Source organism: Streptococcus sp. P25B114 (assembly GCF_053010325.1).
Window position 1 is genome coordinate 55,042 of record NZ_JBRKNW010000009.1, and the last position, 16,350, is coordinate 71,391.

The window sequence follows — 16,350 nt, forward strand, 5'->3', positions numbered from 1 at the left end:
ATATGGTATAATAAGGCGATATATTCTAGTAAATTACTATACTATCTAAGGAGAACTACATGTCTAGAGGAACAATCTATTTAATCGTAGCGATTGTTGTCATTTTAATTGTTGCCTATGTAGCCTGCCTCATCATCCGTAAGAGAAACGAGCAGAAGTTGCTCCAGTTGGAGGATCGTAAGGAAGAGCTATTTAACCTGCCTGTGAATGATGAAGTGGAGCAGGTAAAGACCTTGCACTTGATTGGTCAGAGTCAAATTTCCTTCCGCGAGTGGAATCAAAAATGGGTGGACCTTTCCCTCAATTCATTTGCAGATATTGAGAACCATATTTTTGAAGCAGAAGGGTTTAACAATGCTTTCCGCTTTGTCAGCACAAAGAATGCTATTGACAGCATTGAGAGCCAGATTGACCTAATTGAAGAAGATATCACGTCAATCCGTCAAGGCTTGGCAGAGCTTTCCGAACAAGAAGAGAAAAATACTGGTCGTGTCAAATACGCCTTGGATATGTTTGAAGAATTGCAGGCAACTCTGCAGAAAAATTCAGGCAAGTACGGCGATACACTTCCAGAGCTTGAAAAGCAAGTTAAGAATATCGAAGTTGAATTTTCAGAATTCGTTATGCTCAATTCTTCTGGTGACCCGCTTGAGGCAGCTGAAATTCTGAACAAGACAGAGGAGCACATGATTGCCCTCAATCAAATCATGGATCGAATCCCTGCCTTGGTGGAGAAAGTGGATGTAGACTTCCCAGAGCAGTTGGAAGATTTGGAGTCTGGTTACCGTAAGTTGGTTGAGCAGAATTACCTGTTCACAGAGACGGACATTGAGTCGACTTTCCAGGAAATCCGTGTTGCTATTCGTGAAAATTCAGCCCTCATCGTGTCATTTGATTTGGATGTGGCTGAGGCTGAAAATACCCACATTCAAGAGCGCATTGACCATCTCTATGATGTATTCCAGAAGGAAATTGATGCTCACAAAGAGACAGTTAAAATCAGCAAAACCCTGCCCAAGTATTTGGAGCATATCCGCAGCAATTCAGACAAATTGACAGAAGAGGTTAACCTTCTTCAAGCTACCTACGTTTTGGCGGATAGCAAGGTTTCTCGTATTCAACAATTGGCAAATCGCTTGACATCACTGGATGCTGTTGTGACAGAAGGTGTTGAAGATTTGGACAATCCTCAGGTAGCCTATTCAATTCTTCAGGAGCGCTTGGAACATGCCCTTGCAAGTTTGAAAGAAATTGAAGAAGAGCAGTTAGTCTTGGCAGACTATCTCAAGACCCAAGAGGATTCAGAAAAATCGGCTCGTATCAAAGCAAATCTCTATATTCATAAGCTGCACACCCTGAAACGCTTTATGGAAAAACGAAATCTTCCTGGTATTCCAGAATATTTCCTTTCAAGTTTCTTCCGTACCAGCGATCAGGTGGAAGCTTTGGCGGCAGAGTTAGAGTATTCAAAAATCAATATTGAAATCATTAATCGATTGTTGGAGAATGCGACCTATGATATGGAAAAATTAGAAGAAATTGCCTACTCAATCGTTCAGTATTCTACACTGACAGAGCAGTTGCTTCAGTATTCTAACCGCTACCGTTCATTCGACGAGAATATTCAAAAAGCCTTCAATCGTTCGCTTGCAATTTTTGAAAAAGATTTTGATTATCAAGCATCATTTGAAGAAATCTCATTTGCCTTGGAAGCAGTTGAACCAGGCGTTACAGAACGTTTTGTTCGTTCATACGAAAAGACTCGCGAAAGCATTCGTTATTAACAGAAGATTAAGGACTGAAGCAGTAGCTTCGGTCCTTGTTTGCGCTTTGGAGATTGCAGCGAAGCAATTGGATTAAGGTTGAAAGGACAGTTGTATAGGTGCAATCTGCATAGAAAAACTCCTCAGAATGGTCATTCTAAGGAGTAGTGAAATATGTCAACAGGTTTCAAATTAATGACACAGGGAAAGGAAGTTAGCTTATCTCCCATTTCCTAATTCCCTGCGCTGGTGCTGGTTTCCGTTGTTGTGTCAGAATCATCTGTGTCGCTGGAAGTTGTCGCACTTGTCTCAGCTGTTTCTTTATGTAATTCCTGATAGCTCGGTGCTTTAAAGAGACTGACGGTCGATTGTTTATTTTTTTGTGCCCAGAGGCTGGTTGACTCTTGACCAAGTGTTTCTTCTCTTTCTAGCAGTTTTTTCAGGGAATCTTGATAGGAATAAGTTGAAACATCTGGGAATCCGATATCGGTTTTTAAGAAACGGAAGAGATCGCCAGTTTGAATAGCATCGCTAGTTGCTAACTGAGAAGCTACCCGATTTTTTATATTTTCGATTTTAGCCAAAGTCGTTTCATCTGGATTGGTGAGTTCGATGCCACTATCGGTGTAGTAGAGCTTGCCAGCATAGGATGTATATTCTGGTGTAACAAAGGTATCTGCTGTTCGCATGGCAACAATCTGTTGTTTCTGCGGTGACAGTAAATCTTGTCCAACTTGTAGGAATTGATTGGTTTCAATGCCTAGTAAGTGCTCAATGGTTGGCAAGGAGTCTATCTCGCCACCGTAGGTATCAATGATTCGTCCCTCTGTCATTCCAGGTACCACAATCATGTAGGGAACCCGTTGTAACATGGCGTTGTCGTATTCGGACCAAGTTTCTGAGTCCTTGCCAATGAGGGCAGCCAAATCCGGGTTACGGGAATTAGAAATACCGTAATGGTCGCTGTAGAGGACAATGATAGAATTTTCGTAGAGGCCACTTTCTTTCAGGTAGTCAAAGAAAGCCTTGACTGCTGCATCGAGATAGTTTGCTGTAGCAAAGTAGCTATTGATGGTCGCATCCTCTCCCTTGGCCAGTGGGAAGCCGACTTCGTCGCCGCTCAAGCTGGTTGTGAATGGATAGTGATTGGATACGAGAATGTATTTGGCGTAGAATGGTTGCTGGAGAAGCTCCAGATACTGAATGGAATCAGCCAGGACAACCTTGTCATTGAGCCCGTATTGGAAGGAATTTTCTTCCGTCGGTTCTGAGAAGTAGGAAATATCAAAGAAGTTGTTGTATCCCCAGCGCTTGTAAGTGTTGTTTCGGTTCCAGAAGGTGCCGGTATTTCCGTGGAAGACAGCTGAGTCGTAACCGGCCAACTTGGATAGGATATAGGGAGCAGCTTGCTGGCTATTGCTTCCCCCATACTGGACCATAAAGGAACCCTGGTCGAGTCCGAATAAAGATGTATCCATCATGGTCTCAGCATCGGAGGTTTTCCCCGCCTTGACCTGGTGGAAGAAGTTTGAGAAAGCAAGGGTAGAGTTGGAATGGTAGAGGGAGTTGAGGAAGGGAGTAACCTCGTATTCCTGGCCGTCGACCTCTAGTTTGTAATCAATGATGAACTGCTGTAGACTTTCCAGGTGCAGGTAGATGACATTTTTCCCCTTGGCCTTGCCAAAAAATTCAGGATTTGGTGCTGCATAATTGGTTTGGATGAAGCTTTGCACAGGCTCCAAATCGGCTGCGCTGGCACCGGAACGGTCCTTCTCCGCAGAATAGGTCTGGTTGGCATTATAGCTTAAGTAGGCTGGCAAGCCCAGGGCCCGAACGATATAGGTATTGGAAAAACCGCGGGACAAGAGCTCTGGGCGATCAATTTCTGCTAAGAATAGGTTGATCGAAAAAAGCAGAACAGATAGTGACGTTAGGGCCAGAGCCTGTTTCTGAGGGAAAACTGAACGGTCTAAGCTTATTTTTTTAGCGCGAATCAGGAAAATCAGGGCAACAAAATCTAAGAAATAAACTAGGTCCCAGGGACGAAATAACTTGGTCACTGCTTGTCCCTTAAACCCTTCGGAAACGCTGGAAGATGCCAAAATAGTCGAGACGGAGAAGAAATCTGAAAATTCTCGGTAGTAGACAGCATTTGCGAACAGCCAGGCAAAGAGGAGGAAGTAAATTGTCCCTGCAGTTGCGTAAAAGAGCTTGCTATTTTTGATATAGAGGGCCAGCCCCAGCAGCAGTAGCCCCAGTGGAATAGGGTTGATAATGGCAATCAGCAACTGGTAGGGGTTGGATAGGTCCAGGTTAAAGTCAACAAAATAGGCCCACAAGGTCTTGAGCCAATAGCTGGTCAGGAGGGCAAGAATAAAAGCCAGTCGGCCACTCAGGTGCTGTTTCATCCATTGGCTAATCTTTTTCACCATTCTAAAGTCCTCTCTGTCCTCTCAAAAAATTTTATAAGCCCCCTCACACCGAAGGCAGATTTAGAAACTGGCTCTATATAAGAGTTCCGGTCTGTGAATATAGGTTCTCATCATTATACCACATTTTATACCACATTTTCAAAACATGCTTGAATTCTAGGAGTTTTTTTGTGAATCGAATAATTTTTTGGTATAATATTTCCATGAAATTGATTCTACATCCCAAAGCTGAAAAAAGGCTAAAAAGAGGACAGCATGGGCTCCTGGAACACGATTTTTTGGTTCAACCGGAGCTGGACAAGTGGGTGGAACTCTATAATCAAGCCAATCAGTTTATTGGTCAGGCCTATATTTCCAAAGAGAATAAGGGCTATGGCTGGTTGGTTAGTTCTACCAAGCAGGCAGTGACAGAGGAATGGTTTGTCAAACTCTTTGAGACCGCCAAATCTAAGCGGCAGGCCTATCTCCATTCTGAGCAGACGACTGCCTTCCGTCTCTTCAATCAAGATGGCGATGGTTTTGGTGGTTTTACAGTGGATTTGTATGCTGACTATGCTGTATTCTCCTGGTATAATTCCTTTGTTTATGGCATCAAAGAGGTGATTATTTCTGCCTTTAGCCAGGTTTATCAAGAGCTTGCAGGTGCCTATGAAAAGATTCGTTTTAAGGGATTGGATTATGAGAGTGCACATCTATACGGTCAGGAGGCTCCAGATACCTTTACGGTTTTGGAAAATGGTGTCCGCTATCAAGTTTTTATGAACGATGGATTGATGACGGGAATTTTTCTGGACCAGCATGAGGTCCGTGGCTCACTAATAGATGGTCTCGCAGCTGGAAAATCCCTGCTCAATATGTTTTCCTATACGGCAGCCTTCTCGATTGCAGCGGCTATGGGCGGAGCCAGCCGGACGACCTCTGTTGATTTGGCTAAGCGATCTCGGGAGCTGTCCCAGGCGCATTTTGAGGCAAATGGTGTGGATGTTGACCAACATAGCTTTGTGGTCATGGATGTTTTTGAATACTTCAAATATGCCAAGCGTAAGAGCTTGACCTACGATGTTATCGTTATTGATCCACCAAGCTTTGCCCGTAATAAAAAACAAACTTTTTCGGTTGCCAAGGACTACCATAAGCTGGTTAGTCAGGCGGTGGAGATTTTAGAGCCAAATGGTCATTTGATTTTGTCAACCAATGCGGCCAATCTTTCCCTGGAGAAATTCAAGGACCAGATTGAAAAAGGATTCGGCGCTGTCAAGCATCGCTATGTGACGACCTATCGTCTTCCGTCGGATTTTGTATACAATAAAAAAGATGAAAGTAGTAATTACCTTAAGGTCTTTACAATACAGGTGAAAAAATGAAAATAGTCGTTCCGATTATGCCTAGAAATTTGGAGGAAGTGGAAGCCTTAGACGTTGAGCGTCTGGCCGAGGCGGACTTGATTGAATGGCGGGCAGATTATCTGCAAAAAGAAGCTATCTTGACTCTTGCGCCTGCTATTTTTGAAAAATGCAATGGTAAGGAAGTGATTTTCACGGTTCGTACGACGCGTGAGGGTGGCTATCTGGACCTAGATGACCAGGAATATGTGGACTTAATTAAGGAAGTTGCTGGACTTTATCAGCCTGAGTACATTGATTTTGAATACTATTCATATAAGGCCGTCTTCGACCAGATGCTGGACTTTCCAAATTTGGTCCTGAGCTACCACAACTTTGAGGAGACACCGGCCAACTATCTGGAAATCATGTCTGAATTGACTAGTCTATCGCCAGCTGTTGTTAAGATTGCTGTGATGGCTAAGTCAGAGCAGGATGTTCTGGATGTGATGAACTACACACGAGGTTTCAAAACCCTCAATGCAGAGCAGACCTTTGCGACGATTTCCATGGGTGAGCTGGGTAAACTCACTCGCATCGCTGGTCACATAACTGGTTCATGCTGGACTTTTGCAAGTTTAGATGAGGTTTCTGCGCCTGGGCAAATGTCCCTGGCCAATACCCGAAAGTTTTTAGAGATTTTGGAGAATTAGGATGAGATATTTAACTGCTGGAGAGTCCCATGGACCACGTTTGACGGCTATTATTGAGGGAGTGCCTGCCGGCCTTCCATTGACTGCAGATGACATCAATGCGGACTTGATTCGCCGTCAGGGCGGTTACGGTCGCGGAAGTCGGATGAAAATCGAGACAGACCGTGTGGAAATCACGGCTGGTGTTCGTCATGGTAAGACGACTGGGGCACCGATTACGCTCAATGTGACCAACAAAGACCACCAGAAGTGGCTGGACATTATGGCAGTGGAAGATATTGAGGACAAGCTCAAGTCAAAACGCCGGATCAAGCATCCTCGTCCAGGTCATGCGGACTTGGTCGGCGGGATGAAATACCGTTTTGACGACCTTCGTAATTCCTTGGAGCGGTCATCTGCGCGTGAGACGACCATGCGGGTGGCGGTAGGTGCCGTTGCCAAGCGCATTTTGGCTGAGTTGGACATTGAAATTGCCAACCACGTTGTCGTCTTCGGTGGCAAGGAAATCGACGTTCCAGATGGTCTGACTGTTGCAGAAATTCGTGAATTGGCTGCTAAGTCTGAAGTGTCTATTGTCAACCAGGAACGTGAGCAGGAAATCAAGGATTACATTGATCAAATCAAACGCGACGGAGACACGATTGGTGGTGTTGTCGAGACAGTTGTCGGTGGAGTGCCTGCTGGTCTTGGTTCCTATGTGCAATGGGATAGAAAATTAGATGCAAAATTGGCCCAGGCCGTTGTGTCTATCAATGCCTTCAAGGGAGCAGAATTTGGAGTAGGATTCCAAGCAGGTTATTTGAGAGGTAGCCAGGTCATGGACGAAATCCTGTGGAATGCAGAAGAGGGCTACACTCGCCGCACCAACAATCTCGGTGGTTTTGAGGGTGGCATGACCAATGGTCAGCCCCTGGTCATCAAGGGAGTGATGAAACCAATTCCGACCCTCTACAAGCCGCTTATGTCAGTGGATATTGACACTCACGAGCCTTACAAGGCGACGGTGGAGCGTTCCGATCCGACGGCGTTGCCAGCGGCGGGAGTGGTCATGGAGGCTGTTGTGGCGACAGTTCTTGCGACAGAAATCTTGGACAAGTTCTCATCTGATAACCTGGAAGAACTCAAGGCAGCTGTGGCTAGCCACCGTGACTATGTGAAGAATTTCTAGGAGTCTCATGACAAAAACGATTTATATTGCAGGCTTGGGTCTGATTGGGGCCTCTTTGGCCCTGGGTATTCGGAAGGCCCACCCAGATTACCGAATCATTGGCTACAATCGCGGTGAGCAATCGCGGCGCGTGGCTCTGGAGCGGGGCATGGTGGACCTGGCGACAGACAATTTTACCCAGTATGCAGGTCAGGCAGATGTGATTATCCTCTGTGTGCCTATCCAGCAGACTATCGAATTTATCAAAGAACTGAGCCAATTGGGCTTAAAAGAAAATGTCCTTGTGACTGACGCAGGTTCGACCAAGGTGGCCATTGTGGCAGCGGCTGAGGAATACCTGGCACCCAAAGGTATCAACTTTATTGGTGGACATCCCATGGCAGGTAGCCATAAATCGGGCGCTGAGGCGGCAGATAGCTTGCTCTTTGAAAATGCCTATTTTATCATGACGCCTTCTAGTCTGACCAAGCCAGATGCAGTGCCACGATTGACAGATTTGTTGTCGGGGACCGGTGCTCGTTTTGTGCAAATCGATGCAGAGGAGCACGACCGGGTGACCAGTCAGGTTTCCCATTTTCCTCACGTTTTGGCATCTAGTCTGATGAATCAGGCTGGGGACTATGCTCTGGACCATCCTTTCACTAATAATTTTGCGGCAGGTGGTTTCAGGGATATGACGCGGATTGCTGAGAGTGAGCCTGGCATGTGGACCAGTATTTTGGTGACCAATCCAGAGCCGATTCTGGGACGGATTGAGGAATTTAAGGCGAGGTTGGACCAAGTAGCTCAGCTATTATCCACAAAAGACCAGGATGCTATCTGGGAGTTTTTCGACCATGGACGGAAGATGCGAAAGGCTATGGAAATTCATAAGCGGGCTGGTGTGGATTCCTTCTATGATTTGTTTATCAATGTTCCGGATGAGGAAGACACGGTCTTGAAGGTGCTGGAGGTCCTGCGAGGCATTTCGATCGTCAATATCCGTATCAACGAGGAAAACCGTGAGGATATTTACGGTATCTTGCAAATTACGTTTAAAAATAAGGAAGATTTGGAGGATGCTGCTGGACGGTTGCGTCAGCAGACGGACTACCAAATCCACCTAGATTAGGAGAAAATTATGTCAACAAATATCTATGATATTGCCAATGAGTTGGAGCGTGCTATCCGCAATTTGCCTGAATACAAGGCGGTTGAAGCGGTTAAGGTGTCTGTGGAAGCCAATCCAGAAGCCAAGTCTATTTTGGAAGGCTATATTGAGTTCCAAAAGTCTATCCAGGCTAAATTGCAGGCTGGTGACATTCCGACTGAAGTGGACCAGAAAAAGATGTTGGACTTCAATAAGCAGGTTCAAGGTAACGCTCTTTTGACAGAGTACTTCAGCAAGCAACAGCAGTTGGGAACCTACGTAGCTGATTTGGAGCGGATTATCTTCACACCGCTGAATGAATTGTTATAAGAGAAATCAAGTATGTCATGAAAATGGCATGCTTTTTTGAAAGGTGATTATTGATGAAATTGATTAATGAATGGCTTGAGCAGTTTGAATGTATGGACAATTATCCTTTAGTTGGCCCCTTCTTTTATAGTACAGAAAAAGCCTTGCGTTTTGAGATTGGACCTGTGGATGAGGCTGAAACTCTTCCTAGAAAAGTTTATCTTGACCATGCTTATGCGCGTGCGGTAGAGCTTTTGGAGCGGGCTAGTTCAGCATACGACTATGTGGTTCTTTCACTGCTTCGACAGGAAGATAGGGATATCGACTCTTACCTTTGGCATTTTACATCGAAATTTAACTTTGACAAGTGTCCTGAGCCTGACTTGATTGAAGTGGAGGACTGGACGGGAGAAGTGCTGGTCTATGAACGCTATCTTTTTCCGGTCGCTGACCAAGATTTGAAAGCTCTGTTGAAGGAGATTATCAAAGCCGACCATGGTGGTTTTCACTACCTTTCTGCTTCAGTATTCTTCCTATCCAGTAAGGAAAAAGTCATTTATCATTGCTATGACGATAGTGGAGTAGATATCGCGGTGGTGGATGATGACAAGCGTCGCCAACTTTTTACAGATTGCCATGACCTTCTTTTTGACTATGATATGGAGGAGACGAGGAGACGGATGAGGTTGATGGAGTAGAAAGGTATCCTTGGCAGCAGCTGGGGATATATTTTTATCCATTTGATATGATATACTAGTTTATATAGAAAGAATAGAGAGGTTCCTATGGAAATTGATAACCGAACGGTCTTGCTTGGGGACCAGTTAAAAGAGCATATAACAAAGGGAAGCACAGTCAAGATGGCTGCGGCAACCTTTTCCATGTTTGCCTATCAAGCCTTGAAAGAGGAGTTGGAAGAAATCGATAGTCTGAAATTTATCTTTACCAGCCCAACCTTCACGACCAACGAAGTCGCCAAAGAATACCGTGAATATACTATACCCAAGAAACAGCGAGAATCATCTATATTTGGAGCTGAGTACGAGCTCAAATTGATGAATGAACTAACCCAAAAATCTCTGGCTAGAGAATGTGCCGACTGGGTGCGTCGAAAGGCTCAGTTTAAGTCTATCAATGTCCATGAAGAAATTGACAACGGCATTCGGATTGAAAACGATCAAATCATTGCAGTTGATAAGCTGAAAAATTTTGACCGTAAGGAATTGGGCTATGAAAATTCTCTTTTTAAGTCCAGTCGGAATCTCTACACAGAGCCACAAAGCTTGACCTATCTGCGAAACTTTGAAGACTATTGGGACAATGATGAATACTTCCGTGATGTGACCGAGGAAGTTTTAGAAAATCTGACCTTGGCTCACAAGGAGCACTCGCCAGAATTCCTCTACTATGTCATGCTTTATAATATCTTTAGCGAATTTTTAGAAGATGTCAATCAAGACCAACTCCCAAATGAACATGTTCAGTATAAGGAAACCAAGATTTGGAATCTTTTATATGATTTTCAAAAGGATGCGGTCAAGTCGTTGATTTCAAAATTGGAACGCTACAACGGCTGTATCTTGGCGGATTCAGTCGGTTTAGGAAAAACCTTTACAGCTCTTGCTGTCATGACCTACTATGCCTATCGAGGCAAACGGATCTTGGTCCTCTGTCCAAAAAAGTTGGAGCACAACTGGAATATGTACCGTCACGACTATGTCAACAATCCCATTTATGACCGCTATCTTCAGTATGATGTCCTCTACCATACAGACCTCAGCCGTGACAAGGGAACATCAAATGGGATTGATTTGGCGCTCAACCGTTGGGATACCTATGATTTGGTGGTCATTGATGAATCACACAATTTTAGAAACGGTGGATCATCTGATGCCGAGATTGAAGAAGGTCGTGAAAATCGCTATTCCCGCTTGATGAATCGGATCATCAAAAGCGGTGTACCGACAAAGGTTCTTATGTTGTCTGCAACCCCTGTCAATAATCGCTTTAATGATTTGAAAAATCAAATTGCCCTAGCCTATGAGGGCGATGCGGCACAATTTGATGCCAAATTAGATACCAAATCCTCCATCAATGATATCTTCCGTATGGCACAGGCTGCTTATAATCAATGGGCAGAGCTACCAGCAGAATCACGGACGACAGCAGCTTTACTAGATAGACTTGATTTTGATTTCTTCAAAGTCCTTGATAGCGTGACCATTGCACGAAGCCGTAAGCATATCCGACAATTTTATGATAGAAATGCGATTGGTGATTTTCCAGAACGACTGGCCCCTAAAAACTTCTATCCAGACTTGACGGTCAATCGAAGAGATATTACTTATGAACGGATTTATGCTCTGTTAGACCAACTTCAATTAACAATCTATCAGCCAAGTCTTTTCATTCATCCCTCAAAACGTTCCCGCTATGAAAAAGCGGAAGGGCAAGGTTTGACCCAGCTTGGACGGGAAACGGGTATTAAGAAACTGATGATGATCAACCTCTTGAAACGTTTGGAAAGTTCTATTGAGGCCTTTCGCTATACCTTGATTGACGTGGTCAAGGCTTATGTAGACAAAACAATTCTGAGCATAGAAGAGTTTGAAGTTGCAGGTGGTGAGGGAAGTGTTCAGTTGCAAGAGTTGGCTGAAGATGATTTTGATGTCGAAGATAGCAACACGGATTTCTTTGTTGGAAAGAAATTCCCTATCAAGCTGGCTGATATGGACTATCTATCTTGGAAGAGAGATTTACAGGCTGACCAAACAGTGTTGAGAGAATTAGAAGATCTGGTCAATTTAATCACACCACAGGAAGATCAAAAATTACAGACCTTGTTTAACTTGATTGATGACAAATTGGCACAGCCAATCAATCCAGATAACAAGAAAGTGATTATCTTCTCAGCCTTTGCGACGACAACAGACTATCTTTATAAAAATATTAGCCACTATCTCTTGGATAAGTATGGACTTCATACAGCCCAGATTTCAGGGACAAAAGGTTTTTCGACCACCCTGCCACTTAAAAATAAGGACTTGAACACCCTTCTGACCTATTTTTCTCCGAGATCCAAGCAGAAGGACTTGCTTTATCCTGATGATCATCGAGAAATTGATGTCTTGATTGCGACAGATGTTATCTCAGAAGGTCAAAACCTGCAAGACGCTGATACCATGATAAACTATGACATTCACTGGAATCCTGTCCGTATTGTCCAGCGTTTTGGTCGGGTAGATCGTATCGGTAGTCAGAACAAATACATCCAGCTGGTCAATTTTTGGCCCAACATTGCTTTGGACGCTTATATCGACCTCAAGGCGCGTGTGGAATCCAGAATGAAAATTTCTGTACTGACTTCAACGGCTGATGACAATGTCTTGACCAACGAGGAAATCGAGGACAATAATTATCGGAAGAAACAGCTCGAACGCCTCCAGACAGAAGTCGTTGATTTGGAAGATATGAATGAGGGGATTTCCATTATGGATCTAGGTTTGGAAGACTACCGCATGGACCTGCTCAGCTATTTAGCCAAACACCCAGAGTTAGAGTCTATGCCTAAAGGTCTCCAAGCAGTGGTTCAGGCAGGTCAAGGTCAGCCAGAAGGTGCTATCTTCCTCTTGAAAAATATTGCCAACCAGACCCATCTTAGTAAGAAAAATCGTCTTCATCCTTACTATCTGGTTTATATCAGTGACCAGGGAGAGACGGTCTACTCCATTGCGGATACCAAGGCATTGCTGGAGCACCTACGCATGATTACCAAGGGCAAAAATCAGCCTGAGAAAGATTTGGTGGCAACCTACAATCGTGCCACTGATGATGGCGCCAAAATGGAGCATTACTCCAACCTCTTGCAAAGAAGTCTTGAAAATCTCGTGGAGAGCGATGAGGAGACCTTCAATGAGTCCCTCTTCACGTCAGATACCATTGACTTTATGGATAGCGGGGTGGACGGAAGTGATGATTTTGAACTAGTGGCCTTCTTTGCCGTTTTGAAAGGAGAAGACTAAGATGCCATTTTTACCATCTACTCAGATTCCAAGACCCAAAGTCCTCTACAAGCCTTATCAAAAAGGCAACAAGGACTTTCTAGATAATTTTGGCTTGTCTACAGCTGATAAGCAGCTACTACGGCAACAAGTCGGCCAGATTACTGCTACCCATCAATTAGATGCCAAGACCCTCCCCATTCCAGCGGGCAAGACCATTCAGCAAATCATCGTCCTCCGGGTTGACCTCTTGAGTCAGCAACTAGACCCGCACTTACTAGCAGAGCTGGACACTTATCTGGGATTTTACACCCTCTTTCATCTGGTATTTCCAGATGGGACTAGCCAGTATTTGATTCATTTTAAGGAAAAGCTGGCGCAATCGAGAGAGGGTCGGAATTTTAAGATTGTTCGTCACTTTCAAACAGACAAACCTCTGGCATTGACTTACCAAGAAAGGGACTTGGATCAGTTTTATGAAAACTTGGTCAAACAAGCGGGGGAAGAAGAACTGGTCGGGGGCGGAGCTTCTATCAAAGACCAGATTGAGCAGACGGAACGCTTAGCAGCAATGGAAAAGAAAGCAGCCCAGCTCAAGAAAAAGATGTTTGCCGAAAAAGCCATGCGCAAACAAATGGAACTTCGAAAGGCCTACAAAGCCCTAGAAGAAGAAATCCAACAGTTGAGAACTAGCATTCACAGTTCAGAACCTTCATCTAAGGCTAGTTTTTAAGCTAGTCATCGTTGGTTTTTTTCAAAATATAGCCAGTATTTCTTCATAAAACTGCCTTGATTAGCTAAAAACTATTACTTATATGAAAGCACTTCACAAGTGAATACAGGTTCAAAAAAATCCACAGTAAATTCTGTGGACGATATGGTATAATAGAACAGTAGAAAAGTTCCAAAAGCGGGGCGGAAATCTATTTTGGGAGGTGGCAACTTCATTTTTGATGGAAAGTAAAACTTTCTCATCAAAAAACGCCAAAATCTAGTCATTTTGGCTAAAAGTTGCACTAATTCGATTTTTGAAAAGTATTGTTTCAAAAATCTCATGTCGATGCCAAAGACAATCAGCATCTCAATTGATTTTACTATAACTAATGTCTGTCGCAGAGGCCCTCGGGCTGATGTTTCAGTTTGGCACGTTACTAATCGTGCTACTGACATTTATTTTTAACAATCGTAAAAAATAAAAGACAGCCAACCGCTATGAAACTTTGACAGAGTGAACTAGCAGGTTGACTGTAATCTTCATTCGTCCCGTCTTTAAAATGCTCAAACAGTCTGGGAGACTGTTTGAGGTCGTTTCTCGAAAACGGAAGGAAACGATACTGGGATTGAGTTGGCGCTCAATCCCTTTTTCACCCTTATTATACCACAAACTAAAATCGTTTGACAATTTTTTATCTACATCATCAAAAAAGGCTTGACAGCCTAAGAAAAGGAGATTACCATGAGCACAGCACAGCACAGCACAGCACAGCACAGCACAGCACAGCAAAAGCTTGGAGACTACACTCAAGTTGAAAAGTTAGACCTGACTTCAAAAGATATTTTATCAGACAATATTACAAAAATTGGTCAGCTTTTTCCTGAGGTTCTAACAGAAAGTAGTGATGAAAATGGCAGGTTACGACCAGCCATTGACTTTGACAAGCTACGCCAATTTCTTTCAAGAGAGATTGTTGAGGGGCGGGAGTCCTATGAGTTTACCTGGGTCGGCAAACGCGGAGCGATTGCGGAGGCAGGTAAACCGACGACCCAGACCCTTCGCCCAGATCTTGAGGAAAGTGTTGATTTTGACAAGTCTGAGAATATCTTTATAACAGGGGACAATCTGGAAGTCCTCAAGGTCTTGCAGGAGTCTTATCTGGGCAAGATTGACATGATTTACATTGACCCACCTTATAATACAGGTCAGGACTTTGTCTATTCGGATAAATTCCAGATAAGTAAGGGAGAGATGGATGAGGCGACCGATAGTCTGGATGAGACTGGGCAACGTCTGGTGAAAAATGAAAAATTCTCTGCCCGCTATCACTCCGACTGGCTCAATATGATGTACCCTCGCCTAGTCCTTGCCCGCAATCTACTTAAAGATAGTGGCGTCATCTTTATCTCCATTGATGACAACGAACAAGCCAACCTCAAAGCTATCTGTGATGAGATATTTGGGGAGGAGAACTATATATCTACCATATGCGTCGAAACTAGTAGCGGTGTTTTTGGTATGAAAGCTAAACATGTCGATAGAACAATTGTAAAATCTAAGGATTATGTACATGTTTATTCTAAACAGCATGAAATTATTAGATTTTCTCCAATCTACACTAAGAGCAAGAAGATGTTTGATACTCACTTTACTTTTTATAAAAAGGGAGAATTTGAATGTCAATTTAATGAATTTTTACAAAACTCAGAATTAGTTAATAGTTACGCTAATAGATTGGGTATCACGAATAATATTGCTAATCTACATTTTATGATGTCCGTATTTCCTGATGTTAAAAACTTCATATTATCTGAGAGAGAAAATATTTATCGTATAAGAGACTATACTCTAAAAATTTCTAATGATGAGAAAGAGTTATTAAAAGATGGGAAAAAACATAGGATAAATAATTATTATGTTTATCAAAATGAAAAAGGAAAGTTATTATATTTATACCCTTTTTCTCAATTGACTAATATAACTAGTGATTACAAGTCAGAATTAACTAGTAGTGTCTTGGTTGGTGATTTGTGGAAATCCTTCAATGAGGACATGGGGAATATAGGAAAAGAAGGAGATGTGAAATTCTCAAACGGGAAAAAACCTGTTAGGTTAATTAAGAATATGTTGAAGATTGTTGGGAATAAAAATATGAAAATCCTTGACTTCTTCGCTGGTTCCGCAACTACTGCACACGCAGTTATGCAGTTGAACGCTGAAGACGGCGGTAACCGCAAGTACATTCTCTGTACGCTGGATGAGCAGGTGGCAGACAAATCAGCTGCCAAGGAGGCTGGCTATGAAACCATTGACCAGATTTCTCGTGAGCGGATTCGTCGGGCTGCGAAAAAGATTCAGGAAGAACATCCTGAAACTGTCGGCAAGCAAGACTTTGGTTTTAGAGCTTATAAGCTAGACAGTTCAAACTTCAAGGATGTCAGCCAAACACCAGACAGCTTTAGCCAAGAAAGCCTATTTGACAGTGTTTCCAACATCAAAGACGGTCGGACAGACCTTGACCTCCTCTTCCAGATTATGCTGACTTGGGGCATGAAATTATCTCTTCCGATTGCGAAAACTCAAATTGACGGTACAGTTGTTTACAATGTGGCAGACGGTGCCTTGATTGCCTGCTTTGCAGATGAGATTTCAGAAAGCGTCCTCCGCCAAATCGCCAAAGAAGAACCTCTCCGTGCGGTCTTCAAGGATGAATCCTTCGCCAACTCCGCAGCTAAAATCAACCTGGGTCAAATCTTCAAAGAAGAAGCACCAAATACCAAAGTGAAGGTGGTGTAAAA

Annotated in this window: 12 protein-coding genes; 11 read left to right on the top strand and 1 reads right to left on the bottom strand. The window is 43.5% G+C overall.

Annotated elements, in window-relative coordinates:
* Positions 1-59: 59 nt before the first annotated feature.
* Positions 60-1,784 carry a septation ring formation regulator EzrA gene (gene ezrA / locus ACVC7T_RS05925; RefSeq protein ID WP_105110972.1) on the top strand — a complete coding sequence of 575 codons (1,725 nt, stop codon included), beginning with the start codon at positions 60-62 and terminating at the stop codon, positions 1,782-1,784.
* A gap of 212 nt (positions 1,785-1,996) precedes the next feature.
* Here the strand turns inward: ezrA and ACVC7T_RS05930 are convergent, their stop codons facing one another.
* Positions 1,997-4,192, bottom strand: coding sequence for an LTA synthase family protein (locus ACVC7T_RS05930; RefSeq protein ID WP_447262640.1), 2,196 nt, complete (start codon positions 4,190-4,192; stop codon positions 1,997-1,999).
* A gap of 206 nt (positions 4,193-4,398) precedes the next feature.
* Between ACVC7T_RS05930 and ACVC7T_RS05935 the strand changes: the two genes are divergently transcribed.
* The 10 genes from ACVC7T_RS05935 to ACVC7T_RS05980 all read left to right on the top strand — a co-directional run bounded on the left by ACVC7T_RS05935 (position 4,399) and on the right by ACVC7T_RS05980 (position 16,348).
* The gene (locus ACVC7T_RS05935; RefSeq protein WP_394732506.1) at positions 4,399-5,559 is read left to right on the top strand and encodes a class I SAM-dependent rRNA methyltransferase; all 1,161 of its coding nucleotides are present in this window, start codon (positions 4,399-4,401) and stop codon (positions 5,557-5,559) included.
* Positions 5,556-6,230 carry a type I 3-dehydroquinate dehydratase gene (aroD, locus tag ACVC7T_RS05940; RefSeq protein WP_105160665.1) on the top strand — a complete coding sequence of 225 codons (675 nt, stop codon included), beginning with the start codon at positions 5,556-5,558 and terminating at the stop codon, positions 6,228-6,230. The genes ACVC7T_RS05935 and aroD overlap by 4 nt, the downstream gene beginning before the upstream one ends.
* Position 6,231: 1 nt before the next feature.
* Positions 6,232-7,398 (top strand): chorismate synthase, encoded by a 1,167-nt coding sequence (gene aroC / locus ACVC7T_RS05945; protein WP_167785557.1) that lies wholly within the window; start codon positions 6,232-6,234, stop codon positions 7,396-7,398.
* Between the two features lie 7 nt (positions 7,399-7,405).
* On the top strand, positions 7,406-8,509 hold the full coding sequence (locus ACVC7T_RS05950) for a prephenate dehydrogenase (protein WP_105137178.1): 1,104 nt from the start codon (positions 7,406-7,408) through the stop codon (positions 8,507-8,509).
* Positions 8,510-8,518: 9 nt separating this feature from the next.
* On the top strand, positions 8,519-8,857 hold the full coding sequence (locus ACVC7T_RS05955) for a YlbF/YmcA family competence regulator (protein WP_105110968.1): 339 nt from the start codon (positions 8,519-8,521) through the stop codon (positions 8,855-8,857).
* A gap of 53 nt (positions 8,858-8,910) precedes the next feature.
* Positions 8,911-9,534, top strand: coding sequence for a DUF3885 domain-containing protein (locus ACVC7T_RS05960; protein ID WP_447262625.1), 624 nt, complete (start codon positions 8,911-8,913; stop codon positions 9,532-9,534).
* Positions 9,535-9,621: 87 nt separating this feature from the next.
* Entirely contained in the window at positions 9,622-12,858 is a 3,237-nt protein-coding gene (locus ACVC7T_RS05965) for a helicase-related protein (protein ID WP_447262626.1), read from the top strand.
* Position 12,859: 1 nt separating this feature from the next.
* A complete protein-coding gene (locus ACVC7T_RS05970) occupies positions 12,860-13,570 on the top strand; it encodes a DUF4391 domain-containing protein (protein WP_447262627.1) in 711 nt (236 codons plus the stop codon).
* Positions 13,571-13,940: 370 nt separating this feature from the next.
* Positions 13,941-14,033, top strand: coding sequence for a putative holin-like toxin (locus tag ACVC7T_RS05975; RefSeq protein ID WP_221622108.1), 93 nt, complete (start codon positions 13,941-13,943; stop codon positions 14,031-14,033).
* Between the two features lie 260 nt (positions 14,034-14,293).
* Positions 14,294-16,348, top strand: a complete 2,055-nt coding sequence (locus ACVC7T_RS05980; RefSeq protein WP_447262628.1) for a site-specific DNA-methyltransferase — start codon at positions 14,294-14,296, stop codon at positions 16,346-16,348.
* The last annotated feature ends 2 nt before the right edge of the window (positions 16,349-16,350 follow it).

Excerpts from the sequence above, each read along its gene's own strand:
- ezrA (WP_105110972.1), top strand. The coding sequence starts at position 60 with ATGTCTAGAGGAACAATCTATTTAATCGTAGCGATTGTTGTCATTTTA.
- ACVC7T_RS05935 (WP_394732506.1), top strand. The coding sequence starts at position 4,399 with ATGAAATTGATTCTACATCCCAAAGCTGAAAAAAGGCTAAAAAGAGGA.
- aroD (WP_105160665.1), top strand. The coding sequence starts at position 5,556 with ATGAAAATAGTCGTTCCGATTATGCCTAGAAATTTGGAGGAAGTGGAA.
- aroC (WP_167785557.1), top strand. The coding sequence starts at position 6,232 with ATGAGATATTTAACTGCTGGAGAGTCCCATGGACCACGTTTGACGGCT.
- ACVC7T_RS05950 (WP_105137178.1), top strand. The coding sequence starts at position 7,406 with ATGACAAAAACGATTTATATTGCAGGCTTGGGTCTGATTGGGGCCTCT.
- ACVC7T_RS05955 (WP_105110968.1), top strand. The coding sequence starts at position 8,519 with ATGTCAACAAATATCTATGATATTGCCAATGAGTTGGAGCGTGCTATC.
- ACVC7T_RS05960 (WP_447262625.1), top strand. The coding sequence starts at position 8,911 with ATGAAATTGATTAATGAATGGCTTGAGCAGTTTGAATGTATGGACAAT.
- ACVC7T_RS05965 (WP_447262626.1), top strand. The coding sequence starts at position 9,622 with ATGGAAATTGATAACCGAACGGTCTTGCTTGGGGACCAGTTAAAAGAG.
- ACVC7T_RS05970 (WP_447262627.1), top strand. The coding sequence starts at position 12,860 with ATGCCATTTTTACCATCTACTCAGATTCCAAGACCCAAAGTCCTCTAC.
- ACVC7T_RS05975 (WP_221622108.1), top strand. The coding sequence starts at position 13,941 with ATGTCTGTCGCAGAGGCCCTCGGGCTGATGTTTCAGTTTGGCACGTTA.
- ACVC7T_RS05980 (WP_447262628.1), top strand. The coding sequence starts at position 14,294 with ATGAGCACAGCACAGCACAGCACAGCACAGCACAGCACAGCACAGCAA.